17 protein-coding genes are annotated in these 13,953 nt (G+C 64.4%); 13 read left to right on the forward strand and 4 right to left on the reverse strand.

Annotation, left to right across the window (positions count from 1 at the left end; genetic code table 11):
- Positions 1–8: 8 nt before the first annotated feature.
- Entirely contained in the window at positions 9–1,565 is a 1,557-nt protein-coding gene (gene ahpF / locus WIX39_RS22310; RefSeq protein ID WP_081270475.1) for an alkyl hydroperoxide reductase subunit F, read from the reverse strand.
- A 91-nt stretch (positions 1,566–1,656) separates the two neighbouring features.
- Positions 1,657–2,220: an alkyl hydroperoxide reductase subunit C gene (ahpC, locus tag WIX39_RS22315; RefSeq protein ID WP_007830764.1), complete on the reverse strand. Its 564-nt coding sequence runs from the start codon at positions 2,218–2,220 to the stop codon at positions 1,657–1,659.
- A 261-nt stretch (positions 2,221–2,481) separates the two neighbouring features.
- On the opposite strand from ahpC, the gene bfr reads away from it, so the two are divergent.
- The 12 genes from bfr (at position 2,482) to hemP (ending at position 10,981) form a co-directional block, all read left to right on the forward strand.
- A complete protein-coding gene (gene bfr / locus WIX39_RS22320; RefSeq protein ID WP_081270476.1) occupies positions 2,482–2,958 on the forward strand; it encodes a bacterioferritin in 477 nt (158 codons plus the stop codon).
- A gap of 120 nt (positions 2,959–3,078) precedes the next feature.
- The gene (locus tag WIX39_RS22325) at positions 3,079–3,723 is read left to right on the forward strand and encodes a PepSY-associated TM helix domain-containing protein (protein ID WP_409195852.1); all 645 of its coding nucleotides are present in this window, start codon (positions 3,079–3,081) and stop codon (positions 3,721–3,723) included.
- A gap of 67 nt (positions 3,724–3,790) precedes the next feature.
- Positions 3,791–4,291, forward strand: coding sequence for a DUF2271 domain-containing protein (locus tag WIX39_RS22330; RefSeq protein ID WP_409196358.1), 501 nt, complete (start codon positions 3,791–3,793; stop codon positions 4,289–4,291).
- Between the two features lie 55 nt (positions 4,292–4,346).
- Positions 4,347–5,171, forward strand: a complete 825-nt coding sequence (locus WIX39_RS22335) for a DUF4198 domain-containing protein (protein WP_409195853.1) — start codon at positions 4,347–4,349, stop codon at positions 5,169–5,171.
- Between the two features lie 116 nt (positions 5,172–5,287).
- Positions 5,288–6,190 carry an FAD:protein FMN transferase gene (locus WIX39_RS22340; RefSeq protein WP_409195854.1) on the forward strand — a complete coding sequence of 301 codons (903 nt, stop codon included), beginning with the start codon at positions 5,288–5,290 and terminating at the stop codon, positions 6,188–6,190.
- Positions 6,187–7,557: a sulfite reductase subunit alpha gene (locus tag WIX39_RS22345; RefSeq protein ID WP_106933880.1), complete on the forward strand. Its 1,371-nt coding sequence runs from the start codon at positions 6,187–6,189 to the stop codon at positions 7,555–7,557. The genes WIX39_RS22340 and WIX39_RS22345 overlap by 4 nt, the downstream gene beginning before the upstream one ends.
- A 94-nt stretch (positions 7,558–7,651) precedes the next feature.
- Positions 7,652–8,332 carry a Fe2+-dependent dioxygenase gene (locus tag WIX39_RS22350; protein ID WP_106933879.1) on the forward strand — a complete coding sequence of 227 codons (681 nt, stop codon included), beginning with the start codon at positions 7,652–7,654 and terminating at the stop codon, positions 8,330–8,332.
- A 114-nt stretch (positions 8,333–8,446) separates the two neighbouring features.
- A complete protein-coding gene (locus WIX39_RS22355; protein ID WP_081270483.1) occupies positions 8,447–8,719 on the forward strand; it encodes a (2Fe-2S)-binding protein in 273 nt (90 codons plus the stop codon).
- Positions 8,720–8,832: 113 nt separating this feature from the next.
- The gene (locus WIX39_RS22360) at positions 8,833–9,522 is read left to right on the forward strand and encodes an energy transducer TonB (RefSeq protein ID WP_431197050.1); all 690 of its coding nucleotides are present in this window, start codon (positions 8,833–8,835) and stop codon (positions 9,520–9,522) included.
- Between the two features lie 22 nt (positions 9,523–9,544).
- On the forward strand, positions 9,545–10,258 hold the full coding sequence (locus WIX39_RS22365) for a MotA/TolQ/ExbB proton channel family protein (RefSeq protein ID WP_081268679.1): 714 nt from the start codon (positions 9,545–9,547) through the stop codon (positions 10,256–10,258).
- Positions 10,259–10,263: 5 nt separating this feature from the next.
- Complete coding sequence (locus WIX39_RS22370; RefSeq protein WP_081268678.1) at positions 10,264–10,677, forward strand: ExbD/TolR family protein; 414 nt, start codon at positions 10,264–10,266, stop codon at positions 10,675–10,677.
- A gap of 94 nt (positions 10,678–10,771) precedes the next feature.
- Complete coding sequence (gene hemP / locus WIX39_RS22375; RefSeq protein ID WP_081268677.1) at positions 10,772–10,981, forward strand: hemin uptake protein HemP; 210 nt, start codon at positions 10,772–10,774, stop codon at positions 10,979–10,981.
- Between the two features lie 186 nt (positions 10,982–11,167).
- On the opposite strand, the gene WIX39_RS22380 is transcribed toward hemP, so the two are convergent.
- Positions 11,168–11,575, reverse strand: a complete 408-nt coding sequence (locus WIX39_RS22380; protein ID WP_081268676.1) for a GlcG/HbpS family heme-binding protein — start codon at positions 11,573–11,575, stop codon at positions 11,168–11,170.
- Between the two features lie 177 nt (positions 11,576–11,752).
- Between WIX39_RS22380 and WIX39_RS22385 the strand changes: the two genes are divergently transcribed.
- Positions 11,753–12,454, forward strand: a complete 702-nt coding sequence (locus tag WIX39_RS22385) for a Bax inhibitor-1/YccA family protein (protein WP_081268675.1) — start codon at positions 11,753–11,755, stop codon at positions 12,452–12,454.
- A gap of 59 nt (positions 12,455–12,513) precedes the next feature.
- Here WIX39_RS22385 and rlmD read toward each other — a convergent pair whose 3' ends face one another.
- Positions 12,514–13,950 carry a 23S rRNA (uracil(1939)-C(5))-methyltransferase RlmD gene (rlmD, locus tag WIX39_RS22390; RefSeq protein WP_409195855.1) on the reverse strand — a complete coding sequence of 479 codons (1,437 nt, stop codon included), beginning with the start codon at positions 13,948–13,950 and terminating at the stop codon, positions 12,514–12,516.
- Positions 13,951–13,953: the final 3 nt, after the last annotated feature.

The following is a 13,953-nucleotide window of genomic DNA, read 5'->3' on the forward strand; positions in this document are numbered from 1 at the left end:
ACGCGCCCTCAGGCAGGAGCCGATGTGCGAATCAGGTGATCGAACGCGCCCAGCGCCGCCTTCGCGCCGTCGCCCGCCGCGATGATGATCTGCTTGAACGGCACGGTGGTGGCGTCGCCCGCCGCGAACACGCCCGGCACCGAGGTCTGGCCGCGTGCGTCGACGATGATTTCGCCGTGCTTCGACAGCTCGACCGTGCCCTTGAGCCAGTCGGTGTTGGGCACCAGGCCGATCTGGATGAACACGCCTTCGAGCTCAACCGTCTTCAGTTCGCCCGTCGCACGGTCCTTGAAGACCAGGCCGTTGACCTTCTGGTCGCCGGTGATCTCGGTGGTCTGCGCATTGGTGAAGATGTCGACGTTGTTCAGGCTCTTTAGCTTCCGCTGCAGAACGGCGTCGGCGCGCAGTTGCGTGTCGAACTCGATCAGCGTGACGTGGCCCACGATGCCGGCCAGGTCGATCGCCGCTTCGACGCCCGAGTTGCCGCCACCGATGACCGCGACGCGCTTGCCCTTGAACAGCGGGCCGTCGCAGTGCGGGCAGTAGGCCACGCCCTTGTTCTTGAACTCGTGCTCACCGGGCACGTTGATGTTGCGCCAGCGCGCGCCGGTCGAAATGATCACGGTCTTGCTCTTGAGCGAGGCGCCGCTTTCGAGCTGCACCTCGATGAGGTCGTTGCCCGGCACCAGTGCCTTGGCACGCTGCAGGTTCATGATGTCGACCTCGTAGTCGCGCACATGCTCCTCGAGGGCGTGGGCGAACTTGGGCCCTTCGGTTTCCTTGATCGAGATGAAGTTCTCGATGCCCATGGTGTCGAGCACCTGGCCGCCGAAGCGCTCCGAGGCCACGCCGGTGCGGATGCCCTTGCGCGCGGCGTACACGGCTGCCGCGGCGCCGGCCGGGCCGCCACCGACGATCAGCACGTCGAATGCATCTTTGCCGGCAATCTTCTTCGCTTCGCGCTCGACGCCGCTGTTGTCGATCTTGGCGAGGATTTCTTCCAGGCTCATGCGGCCCTGGCCAAATTCGGTGCCGTTCAGGAACACGGTCGGCACGGCCATGATCTGGCGTTCCTTGACCTCTTCCTGGAAGGTGCCGCCTTCGATCATGGTGGCGCGGATGCGCGGGTTCTGCACCGCCATCAGGTTCAGCGCCTGGACCACGTCGGGGCAGTTATGGCAGGTGAGCGAGACGTAGATTTCGAACTCGAAGTCGCCGTCGAGCGCCTTGATCTGGTCGAGCACGGCCTGCTCGACCTTCGGGGGATAGCCGCCGATCTGCAGCAGCGCGAGGATCAGCGACGTGAATTCATGGCCCATGGGCAGGCCGGCAAAGCGCGGGCCGTGGTTTTCGCTCGGGCGGTTGATGGAGAACGAGGGCTTGCGGTGGTTGTCGTCGCGGCTTTCGGTCAGCTTGACCAGCGGGGACACATCAGCCACGTCCTTCAGCAGCGACAACACTTCGCCCGAGGCCTTGCTGTCGTCGAGCGAGGCGACGATCTCGATCGGCTGCGTGGCGCGTTCGAGGTAACTCTTCAATTGGGCTTTGGTGTTTGCGTCGAGCATGAGGAACTCTCTTTCGATAACTGGAAACTATCAACTGGGGGACAAAAAAGCCCGGGGCCTCGTGAGCGCCCGGGCTTTCGCACCGGGATGCTTAGATCTTGCCGACGAGGTCGAACGACGGAGCGATCGTCTTGTCGCCTTCGTTCCACTTGGCCGGGCACACTTCGTTCGGGTGAGCGGCGGTGTAGACGGCTGCCTTGAGCTTGCGCAGGGTTTCCTTGACGTCGCGGGCGATTTCGTTGGAGTGCACTTCGGCCGTCTTGATGATGCCTTCAGGATTGATCACGAAGGTGCCGCGCAGCGCCAGGCCTTCTTCGGGGATGTGCACGCCGAAAGCGTTGGTCAGCGTGTGGGTCGGGTCGCCCACCAGCGGGAACTTGGCCTTGCCGACGGCCGGCGAGGTGTCGTGCCAGACCTTGTGCGAGAAGTGCGTGTCGGTGGTCACGATGTAGACCTCGGCACCCAGCTTCTGGAACTCGGGGTAGTTGTCGGCCGCGTCTTCGACTTCGGTCGGGCAGTTGAAGGTGAACGCCGCCGGCATGAAGATCAGCACAGACCACTTGCCCTTGAGCGTCTCGTCGGACACGTCGATGAACTTGCCGTTGAGGTAGGCCTGGGTCTTGAAGGGCTGGACTTGGGTGTTGATCAGGGACATTGAAATTCCTTAGATGCTGCGGTTGGACAAAGATAAGTGCGAGCCATTAGTATAACTACCAATCGCACACAATCAATAGCTGGTAACTATTAAAAGTATTGGAGCTTGCTATGTTCACGATGGCTGCGAAACGCCGTCGGATGTGAACCAATACGAACGTGTATCAGCATCACACGCATGCAGACCGGCGCAGCATGGGATTGCTTGCAAGCGCGTGTACGCTCCTCTGACAATCCCCTCTTTCAGAACAAGGAAAAAGTCATGAAGGGCGACCCCAAGGTCATCGAACATCTGCAGGCGCAGCTCAAGAACGAGCTGACCGCAATCAACCAGTACTTCCTCCACTACCGCATGCTCAAGCATTGGGGTCTGGACAAGCTGGCGAAGAAGGAATACGAGGAATCGATCGGCGAAATGAAGCACGCCGACAAGCTGATGGACCGCATCTTCATGCTCGACGGCCTGCCCAACCTGCAGGACCTGGGCAAGCTGAACATCGGTGAAGACGTGCCGGAGCTGCTGCGTTGCGACCTAGGCGCCGAAACCGGCGCGCAAGCCACCATCAAGGACGGCATCGCGCATTGCGAATCGGTGCGCGACTATGTGTCGCGCGATCTGCTGCAGGAGATCCTGGACGACACCGAGGAGCACATCGACTTCCTCGAAACCCAGATCGACCTGATCGACAAGGTCGGCCTGCAGAACTACCTGCAGTCGCAGATGGGCGAACTCGAATAAGCAAGGCTTCCGCGCTTGCCAGCCAACGGGACTTCGGTCCCGTTTTTTATTGCTTTACGTAACTTAACCGACCTCAATTAGCAGTCATTCTCATTTGCGCAGATAGAATCCGCGCCTTCAATGATTGCCGCCCGCCCTGACAACCGACGCCGCGCTTACTGGCTCAAGACCCTGCATGAATGGCACTGGGTCAGCTCCGCGATCTGCCTGATCGGCATGATCCTGTTCAGCGTCACGGGTTTCACGCTGAATCACGCCGGCCAGATCGAGGCCAAGCCGGCCGTCACCAGGCTCAGTGGCACGGTCGACGAAGCCTTGCGCGCGCAGCTTGAAAAGCAGTTGCCAGCCGCCAAGGCCGAGAAGGGCAAGGCCCCCCTGCCCTTGGAACTCCAGGCCTGGGTCCAACAGCACTGGGACATCGCCACCGCCGGCCGCGACGCCGAGTGGTCCGACGAGGAAATCTATCTTTCGCTCCCGCGCCCAGGCGGCGACGCCTGGCTGCGCCTGAACCTGGCCGACGGCGAGATCGAATACGAGCGCACCGACCGCGGCTGGCTCTCCTACTTCAACGACCTCCACAAGGGCCGCAACACCGGCGCTGCTTGGAGCTGGTTCATCGACATCTTCGCGGGCGCCGCGCTGGTCTTCTCGATCACCGGCCTGTTCATTCTCAAGATGCACGCCGGCAACCGTCCGTTCACCTGGCCCATGGTGGGCATGGGACTGGTGGTGCCGGTGCTGCTCGCGCTGCTGTTCATTCACTGATCCATCCGTCGTTTTCACAAAAAAAGAGGTTCCCGTGCACGTTCGCTACTCACTCGCGCCGCTTGCCATGTCGGCACTGTTCGCGGCTCCGGCCTTCGCAGCCGGGCTGGCGGTCAATATCGAGATTCCGCGGCTGAATGTCTCCGAGTACCACCGCCCCTACGTGGCGACCTGGATCGAGCGTGCCGACAACACTGTCGCCGGCACGCTGGCCGTCTGGTACGACGTGCGCACCAAGACCAACAACCCCGAGGGCGAAGGCACGAAGTGGCTGAAGGACCTGCGCCAATGGTGGCGCCGCGGCGGCCGTGAACTCGCGGTGCCGGTCGACGGCGTGACGGGCGCCACCAAGCCAGCCGGCAAGCATCAGCTGAGCTTCACCGAAGGCTCGGCCCAGATGCCCAAGCTCGCGCCGGGCGCCTACAAGCTGGTGGTGGAGGCCGCGCGCGAAGTGGGCGGCCGCGAAGTCGTGAGCATTCCCTTCCAGTGGCCGCCGACCGCCGCCGCGCAGCCGACCGCTTCCGGCAAGGAAGAGCTGGGCGAGATCAAGCTCGAACTCAAGCCCTGACCGAGCCGCCCGACCGCCCCTCACCGCCAGCCCGTCACTTCCAGGATCCAACAGCATGACCCATCTCAAACTGCGCGCCGCCAGCCTCGCCATCGCCCTCAGCGCCATCGCCCTCAGCGCCATCGCCTCGCTGGCCCAAGCGCACAACGCCTGGCTGCTGCCCTCGTCCACCGTGTTTTCCAAGGCCGACACCGTTTCGGTCGACGCCGCGGTGTCGAACGACCTGTTCGTCGCCAACCACGCGCCGCTGCGCCTGGACGGCCTGCAGATCACCGCGCCCGACGGAAGCACCGTCAAGCCCGAGGCCGAAGCCAAGCTCAAGCTGCGCAACGTTTTCGACGTGAACGTGGCACAGACCGGCACCTACCGCATCGCAGTGGTCAACGCCGGCGCGTTCGCGAGCTGGAAGGACAAGGCCACCGGCCAGACCAGGCGCGCACGCGGCACGGCCGAGAGCATTGCCAAGGAAGTACCGGCCGATGCAACGGACGTGACGATCACGCAGTCGTCCGGCCGCATCGAGACCTTCGTGACCGTCGGCAAGCCTTCGGCGCTCAAGCCGGTCGGCCAGGGCCTGGAACTGGTCTCCGCCGGCAGCCCGACCGACCTGGCCAAGGGCGAGAAAGCCACCTTCACGCTCAACCTCGACGGCCAGCCCGCGAAAGACCTCGAAGTGACCGTGACGGCAGGCAACACGCAGTACCGCGACAAGCTCGAGGAAATCAAGCTCAAGACCGACGACAAGGGCCAGTTCAGCGTGACCTGGCCGGCCGCCGGCATGTACTGGCTCGACGCCAGCACCAAGGACAACAAGACCACCGTGCCGCAAGCCAGGGAACGCCGCCTGAGCTACGCCGCCACCCTCGAAGTGATGCCCTGACGCGGCAAGCGCCCTTGGGACTTTCGTTCAGCACCTGGCGCGCCGGCGGCTACGCCAACGCCGCCGTCCCTCGCCCCGCCGACCCTGCCAGTCTCCAGCAGTTGGCAGGCCAGACGATGGGCACCACCTGGTCGCTGCGGTTCGACAACCCGCGGATGCTGCCGCTGGCGGCGGTACGCGCAGCTGTCGAGGGCGCGCTGGGCGTCGTGGTCGCGCAGATGAGCCACTGGGAACAGGATTCGGACATCAGCCGGATCAACCGTGCGCCCGCCCGGTCACGTCATGTGCTTCCGAAGGAGTTCGCCGAGGTGATGCGCTGCGCGGCAAGCTGGGCAGCTGCCAGCGGCGGGGCAATCGATCCGACGGTGGGACCTCTTGTCGCCTGCTGGGGCTTCGGGCCCTCGGCGGATGAATCCGGCTTGCCTTCCGCGCAGGCTCTTGCCGCGGCACGCTCGCAGGTCGGCTGGCAGCGGTTGGCCTTCGATGCAGCCGAAGGCTCGCTGACGCAGCCGGGTGGCGTGGCGCTCGACCTTTCCGGCATCGCCAAGGGCTTCGCGGTCGATCACGGTACGCAGGCGCTCCGGGCTTTGGGCCTCGCCGATTTCCTGTTTGAAATAGGCGGCGAGCTGCGGGGCGTCGGGCGGCGTCCCGGCGGGCAGCCGTGGCAGGTGCAGGTCGACACCGGCCTTGCAGCCGCGCAGCGCATCGCGTTGGCCGACATGGCTGTCGCGACCTCCGGCGACCGGTGGCACCAGCGGGCGCACGAAGGCAAGCGCTGGTCGCACACCATCGACCCGCGCACCGGGGAGCCGGTCGCCCATGCGCTGGCCAGCGTCACCGTGCTGCATGCGCAGTGCATGGAAGCCGACGCACTGGCCACCGTGCTGACCGTGCTGGGGCCCGACGAGGGGTGGGACTTCGCGGAACAGCACGGTGTTGCCGCGTTGTTCGTGAGTCATGGCAATCCGTCGCCCACTATGCGAGCCACGAGCGACTGGCCCGCACAAGCCCGGTCATGAACGAGGCCGCCTGGCGCGCGCTCGGCGCGAGCTCTTCCGTGATCGCCTATGGCGCGCTGTGCACCGCCATCTATATGCGCGAGCGCCGCAGAAAAGCGGCTGCCTTGCGTGCCGCCGCCGCGCTGTCGGCCGGCAGCCGCGACGAGCTGCCCACGCTCGTGGGTTTCGCGAGCCAGACAGGCCAGGCGGAAACCATCGCCTGGCAGACGGCCAGGCAGTTGCGAGCGGCCGGCACTGCTGTGCGGGTGATGGAGATGAACACGCTCGATGCCGCGACCCTCGTCGCCGCCCGCAAAGCCGTCTTCATCGCAAGCACCTACGGCGAAGGCGATGCGCCCGACGGCGCCAGCGTCTTCTGCGAGCAAGTGATGGGTTCGCCGCAGCCATTGGGGTCGCTCCGTTACGCTTTGCTGGCGCTGGGTGACCGGCAATATGCCAACTTCTGCGGCTTCGGGCGTGCGCTCGACGAATGGCTGCAAGCTGCGGGCGCCGAGCGCGAGTTCGAGCGTGTCGAGGTCGACAACAGCGATCCGGCCGCACTGGCCGTATGGCAAGCCCGGTGGGGTTCTTCGGCGGATGCCGCGCCCTCCGCCGAAGAGCCAGGCAGCGCCTTCGCGCAATGGCGGCTGACCAGCCGGGAACTGCTCAACCCCGGCAGCGCCGGCGCCCCGGTCTTTCATCTGGGGTTGGTGCCTCAGGCCGGTCCGATGCCGCAATGGGCCTCCGGCGACCTGGCGCAAGTGGCGGTCGCGAGCGATCCCTCGCATCCTCGCGACTATTCGATCTCATCCCTGCATTCCGACGGCGAACTGCAACTCCTCGTGCGGCAGGAACAGCATCCCGACGGCACGCTGGGCGCCGCGTCGGGCCGGCTCACGTCCACCCTCGTGGTCGGTGACAGCGTGGCCGTGCGCCTGCGGCCACATCGCGGCTTTCGCCTCGATGGCAACGAAGCCCGGCCGCTGATCCTCATAGGAAACGGCACGGGCCTCGCGGGGCTGCGCGCCCACCTGCGCGCACGGGCCGCCACGGGCCAGCACGAAAACTGGCTGGTATTCGGCGAGCGCCAGCAAGCCCACGACTTTCTCTACCGCGACGAAATCGACGCCTGGCAGGCGCAAGGCGTGCTTCGACGCCTCGACATGGTGTTCTCGCGCGACCAGCCGGAGCGCTTCTACGTACAGCACCGGCTGCTGCAATCGGCCGACACCTTGCTGCAGTGGCTGAAGGACGGCGCGGCAATCTACGTCTGCGGGAGCCTGCGGGGTATGGCCTCGGGCGTGGACGCCGCTTTGCGACAGATCGCCGGCGAGGACCTGGTCAGTGAACTATCGGCGAGCGGGCGCTACCGTCGCGACGTCTATTGAACGATCGGCCGCCGCAGCCGGGCTCGTCCGAGGCGGTGCGACACTGGAACCCCGGCCCATGCCGGAGCTTTTTTGACTGCGGGATTCCCTACAAATGATGCTGCATGTGCCAGGGGTACTGAGCCCCGACCAGGTTCGCCAGATGCGCGTCGCGCTCGACGCCGCCCCATGGACCGATGGCCGCGAGACCGTCGGCGACCAGGGTGCCCAGGTCAAGCGCAACCGGCAATTGCCGGAACAATCGCCGGTCGGCCGCGAGCTCGGCAAGACGGTGTTGGCGGCGCTGGCCCGGAATGCCCTCTTCTTCTCGGCCGCGCTGCCGTTGCGCTTCGTGCCGCCGCTGTTCAACCGCTACGAAGGCGGCGAGAACTACGGAGTGCATGTCGACGGTGCGGTAAGAGCCGTGCCCGGCAGTGGTGAGCAACTGCGGACCGATTTGTCCTGCACCCTCTTTCTTTGCGAGCCGGAGGACTACGACGGCGGCGAACTGGAGGTGATCGACACCTACGGCTCGCACGAAGTGAAGCTGCCTGCCGGCGATCTCATTCTTTATCCGGCCAGCAGCCTGCACCGGGTGCATCCCGTTACCCGGGGCGCGCGGGTTTGTTCGTTCTTCTGGCTGCAGAGCATGGTGCGCAGCGACCAGCAGCGCGGCATGCTTTTCGAACTGGATCAGAGCATCCAGAAGCTGCGGGCGCGGCTTGGCGAGTGCGAGGAAACCGTGGCGCTCACCGGCCATTATCACAACCTTCTGCGGCTCTGGTCGGACATCTGACGCCTGAAAGCGGGTGTTGCAGGAATCGGTAACACCATAGTTATTGCAAATGCGATAAATTCTTATTTATAATCAGCCACATCCAACAGCCAGCCAACTGCCGCTTTCACCGCCATGATCGTTTGCGTCTGCCGCCGAGTCTCCGACCGCGAAATCGCACGTCACGTGCGCGCGGGCATGACCTTCGACGAAGTCCAATTCGAACTCGGCGTGGCCACCCAGTGTGGCCAGTGTGAAGGTTGTGCGCGCGATATCGTCGCGCAGTGCAGCGCTTCGCACCCGGTCGCCGCCTTGAATTGCGAACCGGGTCCGAGGGCGATCCAGCTTGCCAACTCCATCAAGGAAAGCAAGGCATGGAACTCGTCTCGGCACTCGGCGGCAGCCTGATCCTGGTCGCAGGCTCGGTCTGGTGGATTTTCCGAAAATAGCGCAGTTAGCGTCTTCGTAGCGGTTTTGCTGCAATCGTGGCACTTTCTTGAGTGCCCGCATTCGAATGGTTGATCGTGTCTGATCGCTTTGCCCCTCCCCCCTCCGTCCTCGGCCTTTCCCGCAATGTCGTCATTGCCGGCAGCGTCATCGTCTTTCATGCGGCCGCGCTCTGGGCACTGCAAAGCGGGTTGCTCCGGCGCGCTGCCGAAGTGGTGATTCCGGTCGAGATCCTGAGCCAGTTCGTCGAGCCGCCGAAACCGAAGGCCGATCCCCCTCCTCCACCCCCGCCGCCGCCTCAGCCCAAGGTGACGAAGGCGCCGCCTCCGCCGCGCCCCCAGGCCATTCGCGAGCCGAAGCCCACTCCGGCACCCCAGGCACCTGTCGGCGTCACGGAGCCGCCGCCCCCGGCCGCTCCTCCGGCACCGCCCGCGCCCCCAGCGCCGCCCTCACCGCCACCTGCTCCGCCGGCACCGCCCGCCGTGCAGTTGCCGTCGAGCAACGCCGACTATCTGCAAAACCCCAAGGCCACCTACCCGGCCATGAGCAAACGGCTCGGCGAACAGGGCAAGGTCATCGTGCGGGTGCTCGTCGGCGTCGACGGACTGCCCAAGAGCGCCGAGGTCAAGAAATCCAGCGGCTTCGACCGTCTCGATGAAGCCGCCGTGGAATACATCCTGAAATGCCGGTTCGTTCCCGGCAAGGTCAATGGAGTGGTGCAGGCCATGTCCTATGACGCCCCCGTCAACTACGTTCTGAACTAATTTTTCTCTGGAGCAACTTCGTATGGATTCCCAATTTGGCTTGATGAACGTCTGGAACCAAGGCGATTTCGTCACCAAGGCCGTGGCTGTGCTGTTGATCGGCATGTCGCTTGCGTCATGGATCGTGATCATCATCAAGGCACTCGACGTCATCCGCTACAAGCGCCTTGCCAAGCACTCGCAGGACTTCTGGCACAGCGAGGACTTCGCGACCGCGCTGAACAAACTCGGCAAGGACGACAGCAACCCGTTCCGCGCGTTGGCCCTCGAAGGCCGCGAAGCCGCGGCGCACCACCGCAACACCAAGGCCCACCTGCATGACGCGCTGGACGTGAGCGACTGGATCACGCGCTCCCTGCGCAACGGCATCGACGCATTCACCGCTCGCCTGCAGACCGGCCTGGCGATCCTGGCGTCGGTCGGCTCGACCGCGCCGTTCATCGGCCTGTTCGGCACGGTCTGGGGCATCTACCACGCGCTGATGAGCATCGGCTCGGCCGGCCAGGCGACCATCGACAAGGTGGCCGGTCCGATCGGTGAGGCACTGATCATGACGGCGCTGGGCCTGGCGGTGGCCATTCCCGCGGTGCTCGGCTACAACGCGCTGGTGCGCGGCAACAAGTTCGTGCTGACCAAGCTGAACGCCTTCGCCCACGACCTGCACGCCTACTTCGTGACCGGCGCCCGCGTCCAGAGCGGCACCGAAGCGATCGTGGTTCCGCTCAAGAAGGGCTGAGCATCATGGCTTTCGGAACCCAAGACGAGCCCGATGAGGTCATGAACGAGATCAACATGACGCCGCTGGTCGACGTCATGCTGGTACTCCTGATCATCTTCATCATTACCGTGCCGGTGATGAAGCACGCGGTCAACATCGACCTGCCGCGCGCCACCAGCGAGCCGGAACAGCCCAAGCCGCAGAACATCCTGTTCAGCATCACGGCCAATGGCGAGTACTACTGGAACGAGCAGAAGATCGACGACAGCGAGTTGCCAGGCCGCCTGGCCGCCGAAGCCGCCAAGGACCCTCAGCCCGAACTGCACATCCGCGGTGACAAGGCCGTGCGCTACGAGCGCGTGGCCAAGGCCATGTCCGAGGCTCGCGAAGCCGGCGTGCGCAAGATCGGCTTCATCACGGAGCCCGATACGAAGTGAGCTGAATCGCGATCGAAAAAAAGTTGATCGCGGCTATTGATTTTTTATTGCGAATCATTATCATTCAGTCATCGCTTCGATAAGGGAACTTCAAATGCCAGCCACCCCCAACGCCTTTTCTGTTCTGAACCATCCTTCGCTCGACCAGTCGGGTGGCGGCCATTCGATCCAGGCAACGCGTCCGGTCCCGATGGTCGAAAGCACGGAGCTTCTGAAGGGAAGCAAGACCGTGGGCATCATGCACAACGGTTCCCTCTATCGGCTTCAAGCCACCAAACTCGGCAAGCTGATCCTGACCAAGTAAGGTCGTTCAGCCCGCCCCTCGCGCAAGTTTCATCGTGGGGCGACTCAAGGAGATTCATCTCCGAAGGGTCGTTTTTTGCTAGCCAACGGTTCGCCGACTAGCCAAGCTTTTTTTCACGCTGAAGCCTTTAAAAAGAAAACGCCGACCTTGAAGTCGGCGTTTTGCTTTATGCGATTCCGAAAAGAATCAGAGGCCGAGCGCCGCGATACCCGCCTTGGCGATCTGCGCGTCTTCATTCGACTTCACGCCGCTCACGCCGACTGCGCCGATCACGTGTCCGTCCTTCACGATCGGCACGCCGCCTTCGAGCAGGCCCTGCACTTCAGGCGCGGTCAGGAATGCGGTACGGCCGCCGTTGATGATGTCCTCGTAGACCTTGCTCTCGCGGCGGCCCATGGCAGCCGTATGGGCCTTGGCGGGGGCGATGTGCGAAGACAGAGCAGCGGCACCGTCCAGGCGCTGCAGCCAGAGCAGGTTGCCGGCGTCGTCCGAAATGGCGATGGTGACAGCCCAGTTGTTCTTGAGGGCCTCGGCTTCTGCCGCTGCGGCAATGGTCTTGACGTCGGCGAGTTCGAGGAATGACTTGGTCTTCATGGTTTGGCTCAGGTTGCGTAAAAACCCCACAGCATAACGGCCACGCAGCCAGCAGTGCCTTCGGGCAGGTGCCAAGCTTGGGAACATCCTGCATACGGTCTTTATCGAAACCTGCTCTTGCAGCCCCCTAGAATGCGCCCCAACTGCGTCTTAGCAGCAACCACAGGAGCTCCGGCCATGAACGACCGCGTTACCACCCTCGACACCTCCACCGGCTACGGCCAGCCGCTGGCCCAGGCAGAACGCCAGCGTGTGCTGCGCAACACCTACTGGCTGCTCGCGCTCAGCCTGCTGCCCACCGTGCTGGGCGCCTGGGTCGGCGTCAGCACCGGCATCACACGCTCGCTCACGGGCGGCCTCGGCCTCATCGTGTTCCTCGGCGGCGCGTTCGGTTTCATGTTCGCTATCGAGAAGACCAAGAACTCCGCAGCCGGCGTGCCGGTGCTGCTGGGCTTCACCTTCTTCATGGGCCTGATGCTGTCGCGCCTGATCGCGATGGTGCTGGGCTTCAAGAACGGCTCGGAACTCATCATGACGGCCTTCGGCGGTACCGCCGGCGTGTTCTTCGTAATGGCCTCGCTGGCCACGGTCATCAAGCGCGACCTGTCGGGCATGGGCAAGTTCCTGTTCGTCGGCGCGATGGTGCTGATGTTCGGCGCCATCATCAACGTGTTCGTGGGCTCGAGCACCGGCATGCTGGTGATCTCGGTGGCCGCCATCGGCATCTTCTCGGCCTACATGCTCTATGACCTGAAGCAGATCATGGACGGCGGCGAAACCAACTACATCACCGCCACGCTCGCGCTTTACCTGGACCTGTTCAACGTGTTCCAGAGCCTGCTGGCCCTGCTGGGCATCTTCGGTGGCGAACGCGACTGAGCTATAGGCCCCGAGAGGGCCGCCCACCACGAAGAAGGGCCCCGCGAGGGGCCCTTTTCTCATTCCAGGTCGAACACCGCGATCGACTCAACGTGCGCCGTATGCGGGAACATGTTGACCACCCCCGCAAAGGTGCAGCGGTAGCCCGCCTGGTGCACGAGCAGGCCGGCATCGCGCGCCAGTGTCGACGGATTGCAGCTCACATACACGATGCGCTTCGGCGGCGTCCAGCCGTCGGTGCGCAGTTCGGGCTGCTGATGCAGGTCGGCCATGGCCTTGGCAAGCGCAAACGCACCTTCGCGCGGCGGATCGACCAGCCATTTGTCGGCGCTGCCGTCTGCAACCAGCATGGCCGGCGTCATTTCGAACAGGTTGCGCGCGACAAACTTTGCGGGTGACAGCGCACGACGGGCGGAGCTCGCGGGCTGGTTGGTCCTGTAGTTGTCGGTGGCGCGCGCCACCAGCGTGTCGCTGCCCTCGATGCCCAGCACCTCGCGCGCCTTGCTCGCCAGCGGCAGCGTGAAGTTTCCGAGGCCGCAGAACCAGTCGATCACGCGCTCGTCGGACTGCACGTCGAGCAGGCGCAGCGCCTTGCCCACGAGCGCTCGGTTGATGTGCGGATTGACCTGCGTGAAGTCGGTCGGCTTGAAAGGCATCGTGACGCCGAATTCGGGCAGCCGGTAAGCCAGCGGCGTGCCGCCCTCCTCGAGCAGCTTGACCGTGTCAGGCCCCTTGGCCTGCAGCCACCATTGCACGCCCTCGTTCTGCGCTGCAAAGGCCTTCAGGCGGTCGATGTCGGCGCGTGACAGCGGCTCCAGGTGCCGCAGCACCAGCGCGATGGTTCCGAGCCTGGTGGAGTCCGGTGCGTCGCCGCAGGCAAGTTCGATCTGCGGGCAGGTATCTCGCGCGTCGAGCGAGCCGATCAGCGCGCGCAGCGGCATCAGCATTTCGCTGACCTGCTTCGGCAGCACCGGGCACACCTGCATGTCGGCCAGGTAGCGGCTCTTGCGCTCGTGAAAGCCGATCAGCACCGTGCCCTTCTTGACCACGTGCCGCACCGACAGCCGCGCGCGGTAGCGGTAGTGCCACGCCGGGCCTTCGAGCGGCCGCAGCAGGTTCTCGGGCTTGACCTTGCCGAGGTGCCACAGGTTGTCTTCCAGCGCACGCTGCTTCACGGCCACCTGGGCGGCCGGGTCCAGGTGCTGCATCTTGCAGCCGCCGCAGGCGCCGGTGTGCAGGCCGAAATGCGGGCAGCCCGGGCGCACGCGCTGTGATGATTCACGGCGGATGGCCGTGACCGTGCCCTGCTCCCAGTTGTTCTTCCGGCGATGGACGTTGAACTGCACCTCTTCGAAGGGCAATGCGCCTTCGATGAACACGACCATGCCGTCGGCCTTGTGCGATACGCCCTGTGCGTCGAGGTCGAGCGACTCGACCTGCAGCCATTCTTCACCGGGATTCGTGGGGACTTTCTTTTCTTCGATGGATTCCGTCATCCC

Origin of the sequence: Variovorax sp. AB1(2024) (genome assembly GCF_037482385.2) — a bacterium.
Lineage (GTDB): Bacteria > Pseudomonadota > Gammaproteobacteria > Burkholderiales > Burkholderiaceae_C > Variovorax.

What these genes read in the sequence shown, in the direction of transcription:
- ahpF (WP_081270475.1), bottom strand. Translation starts at nt 1,565, where the DNA reads ATGCTCGACGCAAACACCAAAGCCCAATTGAAGAGTTACCTCGAACGC.
- ahpC (WP_007830764.1), bottom strand. Translation starts at nt 2,220, where the DNA reads ATGTCCCTGATCAACACCCAAGTCCAGCCCTTCAAGACCCAGGCCTAC.
- bfr (WP_081270476.1), top strand. Translation starts at nt 2,482, where the DNA reads ATGAAGGGCGACCCCAAGGTCATCGAACATCTGCAGGCGCAGCTCAAG.
- WIX39_RS22325 (WP_409195852.1), top strand. Translation starts at nt 3,079, where the DNA reads ATGATTGCCGCCCGCCCTGACAACCGACGCCGCGCTTACTGGCTCAAG.
- WIX39_RS22330 (WP_409196358.1), top strand. Translation starts at nt 3,791, where the DNA reads ATGTCGGCACTGTTCGCGGCTCCGGCCTTCGCAGCCGGGCTGGCGGTC.
- WIX39_RS22335 (WP_409195853.1), top strand. Translation starts at nt 4,347, where the DNA reads ATGACCCATCTCAAACTGCGCGCCGCCAGCCTCGCCATCGCCCTCAGC.
- WIX39_RS22340 (WP_409195854.1), top strand. Translation starts at nt 5,288, where the DNA reads ATGGGCACCACCTGGTCGCTGCGGTTCGACAACCCGCGGATGCTGCCG.
- WIX39_RS22345 (WP_106933880.1), top strand. Translation starts at nt 6,187, where the DNA reads ATGAACGAGGCCGCCTGGCGCGCGCTCGGCGCGAGCTCTTCCGTGATC.
- WIX39_RS22350 (WP_106933879.1), top strand. Translation starts at nt 7,652, where the DNA reads ATGATGCTGCATGTGCCAGGGGTACTGAGCCCCGACCAGGTTCGCCAG.
- WIX39_RS22355 (WP_081270483.1), top strand. Translation starts at nt 8,447, where the DNA reads ATGATCGTTTGCGTCTGCCGCCGAGTCTCCGACCGCGAAATCGCACGT.
- WIX39_RS22365 (WP_081268679.1), top strand. Translation starts at nt 9,545, where the DNA reads ATGGATTCCCAATTTGGCTTGATGAACGTCTGGAACCAAGGCGATTTC.
- WIX39_RS22370 (WP_081268678.1), top strand. Translation starts at nt 10,264, where the DNA reads ATGGCTTTCGGAACCCAAGACGAGCCCGATGAGGTCATGAACGAGATC.
- hemP (WP_081268677.1), top strand. Translation starts at nt 10,772, where the DNA reads ATGCCAGCCACCCCCAACGCCTTTTCTGTTCTGAACCATCCTTCGCTC.
- WIX39_RS22380 (WP_081268676.1), bottom strand. Translation starts at nt 11,575, where the DNA reads ATGAAGACCAAGTCATTCCTCGAACTCGCCGACGTCAAGACCATTGCC.
- WIX39_RS22385 (WP_081268675.1), top strand. Translation starts at nt 11,753, where the DNA reads ATGAACGACCGCGTTACCACCCTCGACACCTCCACCGGCTACGGCCAG.
- rlmD (WP_409195855.1), bottom strand. Translation starts at nt 13,950, where the DNA reads ATGACGGAATCCATCGAAGAAAAGAAAGTCCCCACGAATCCCGGTGAA.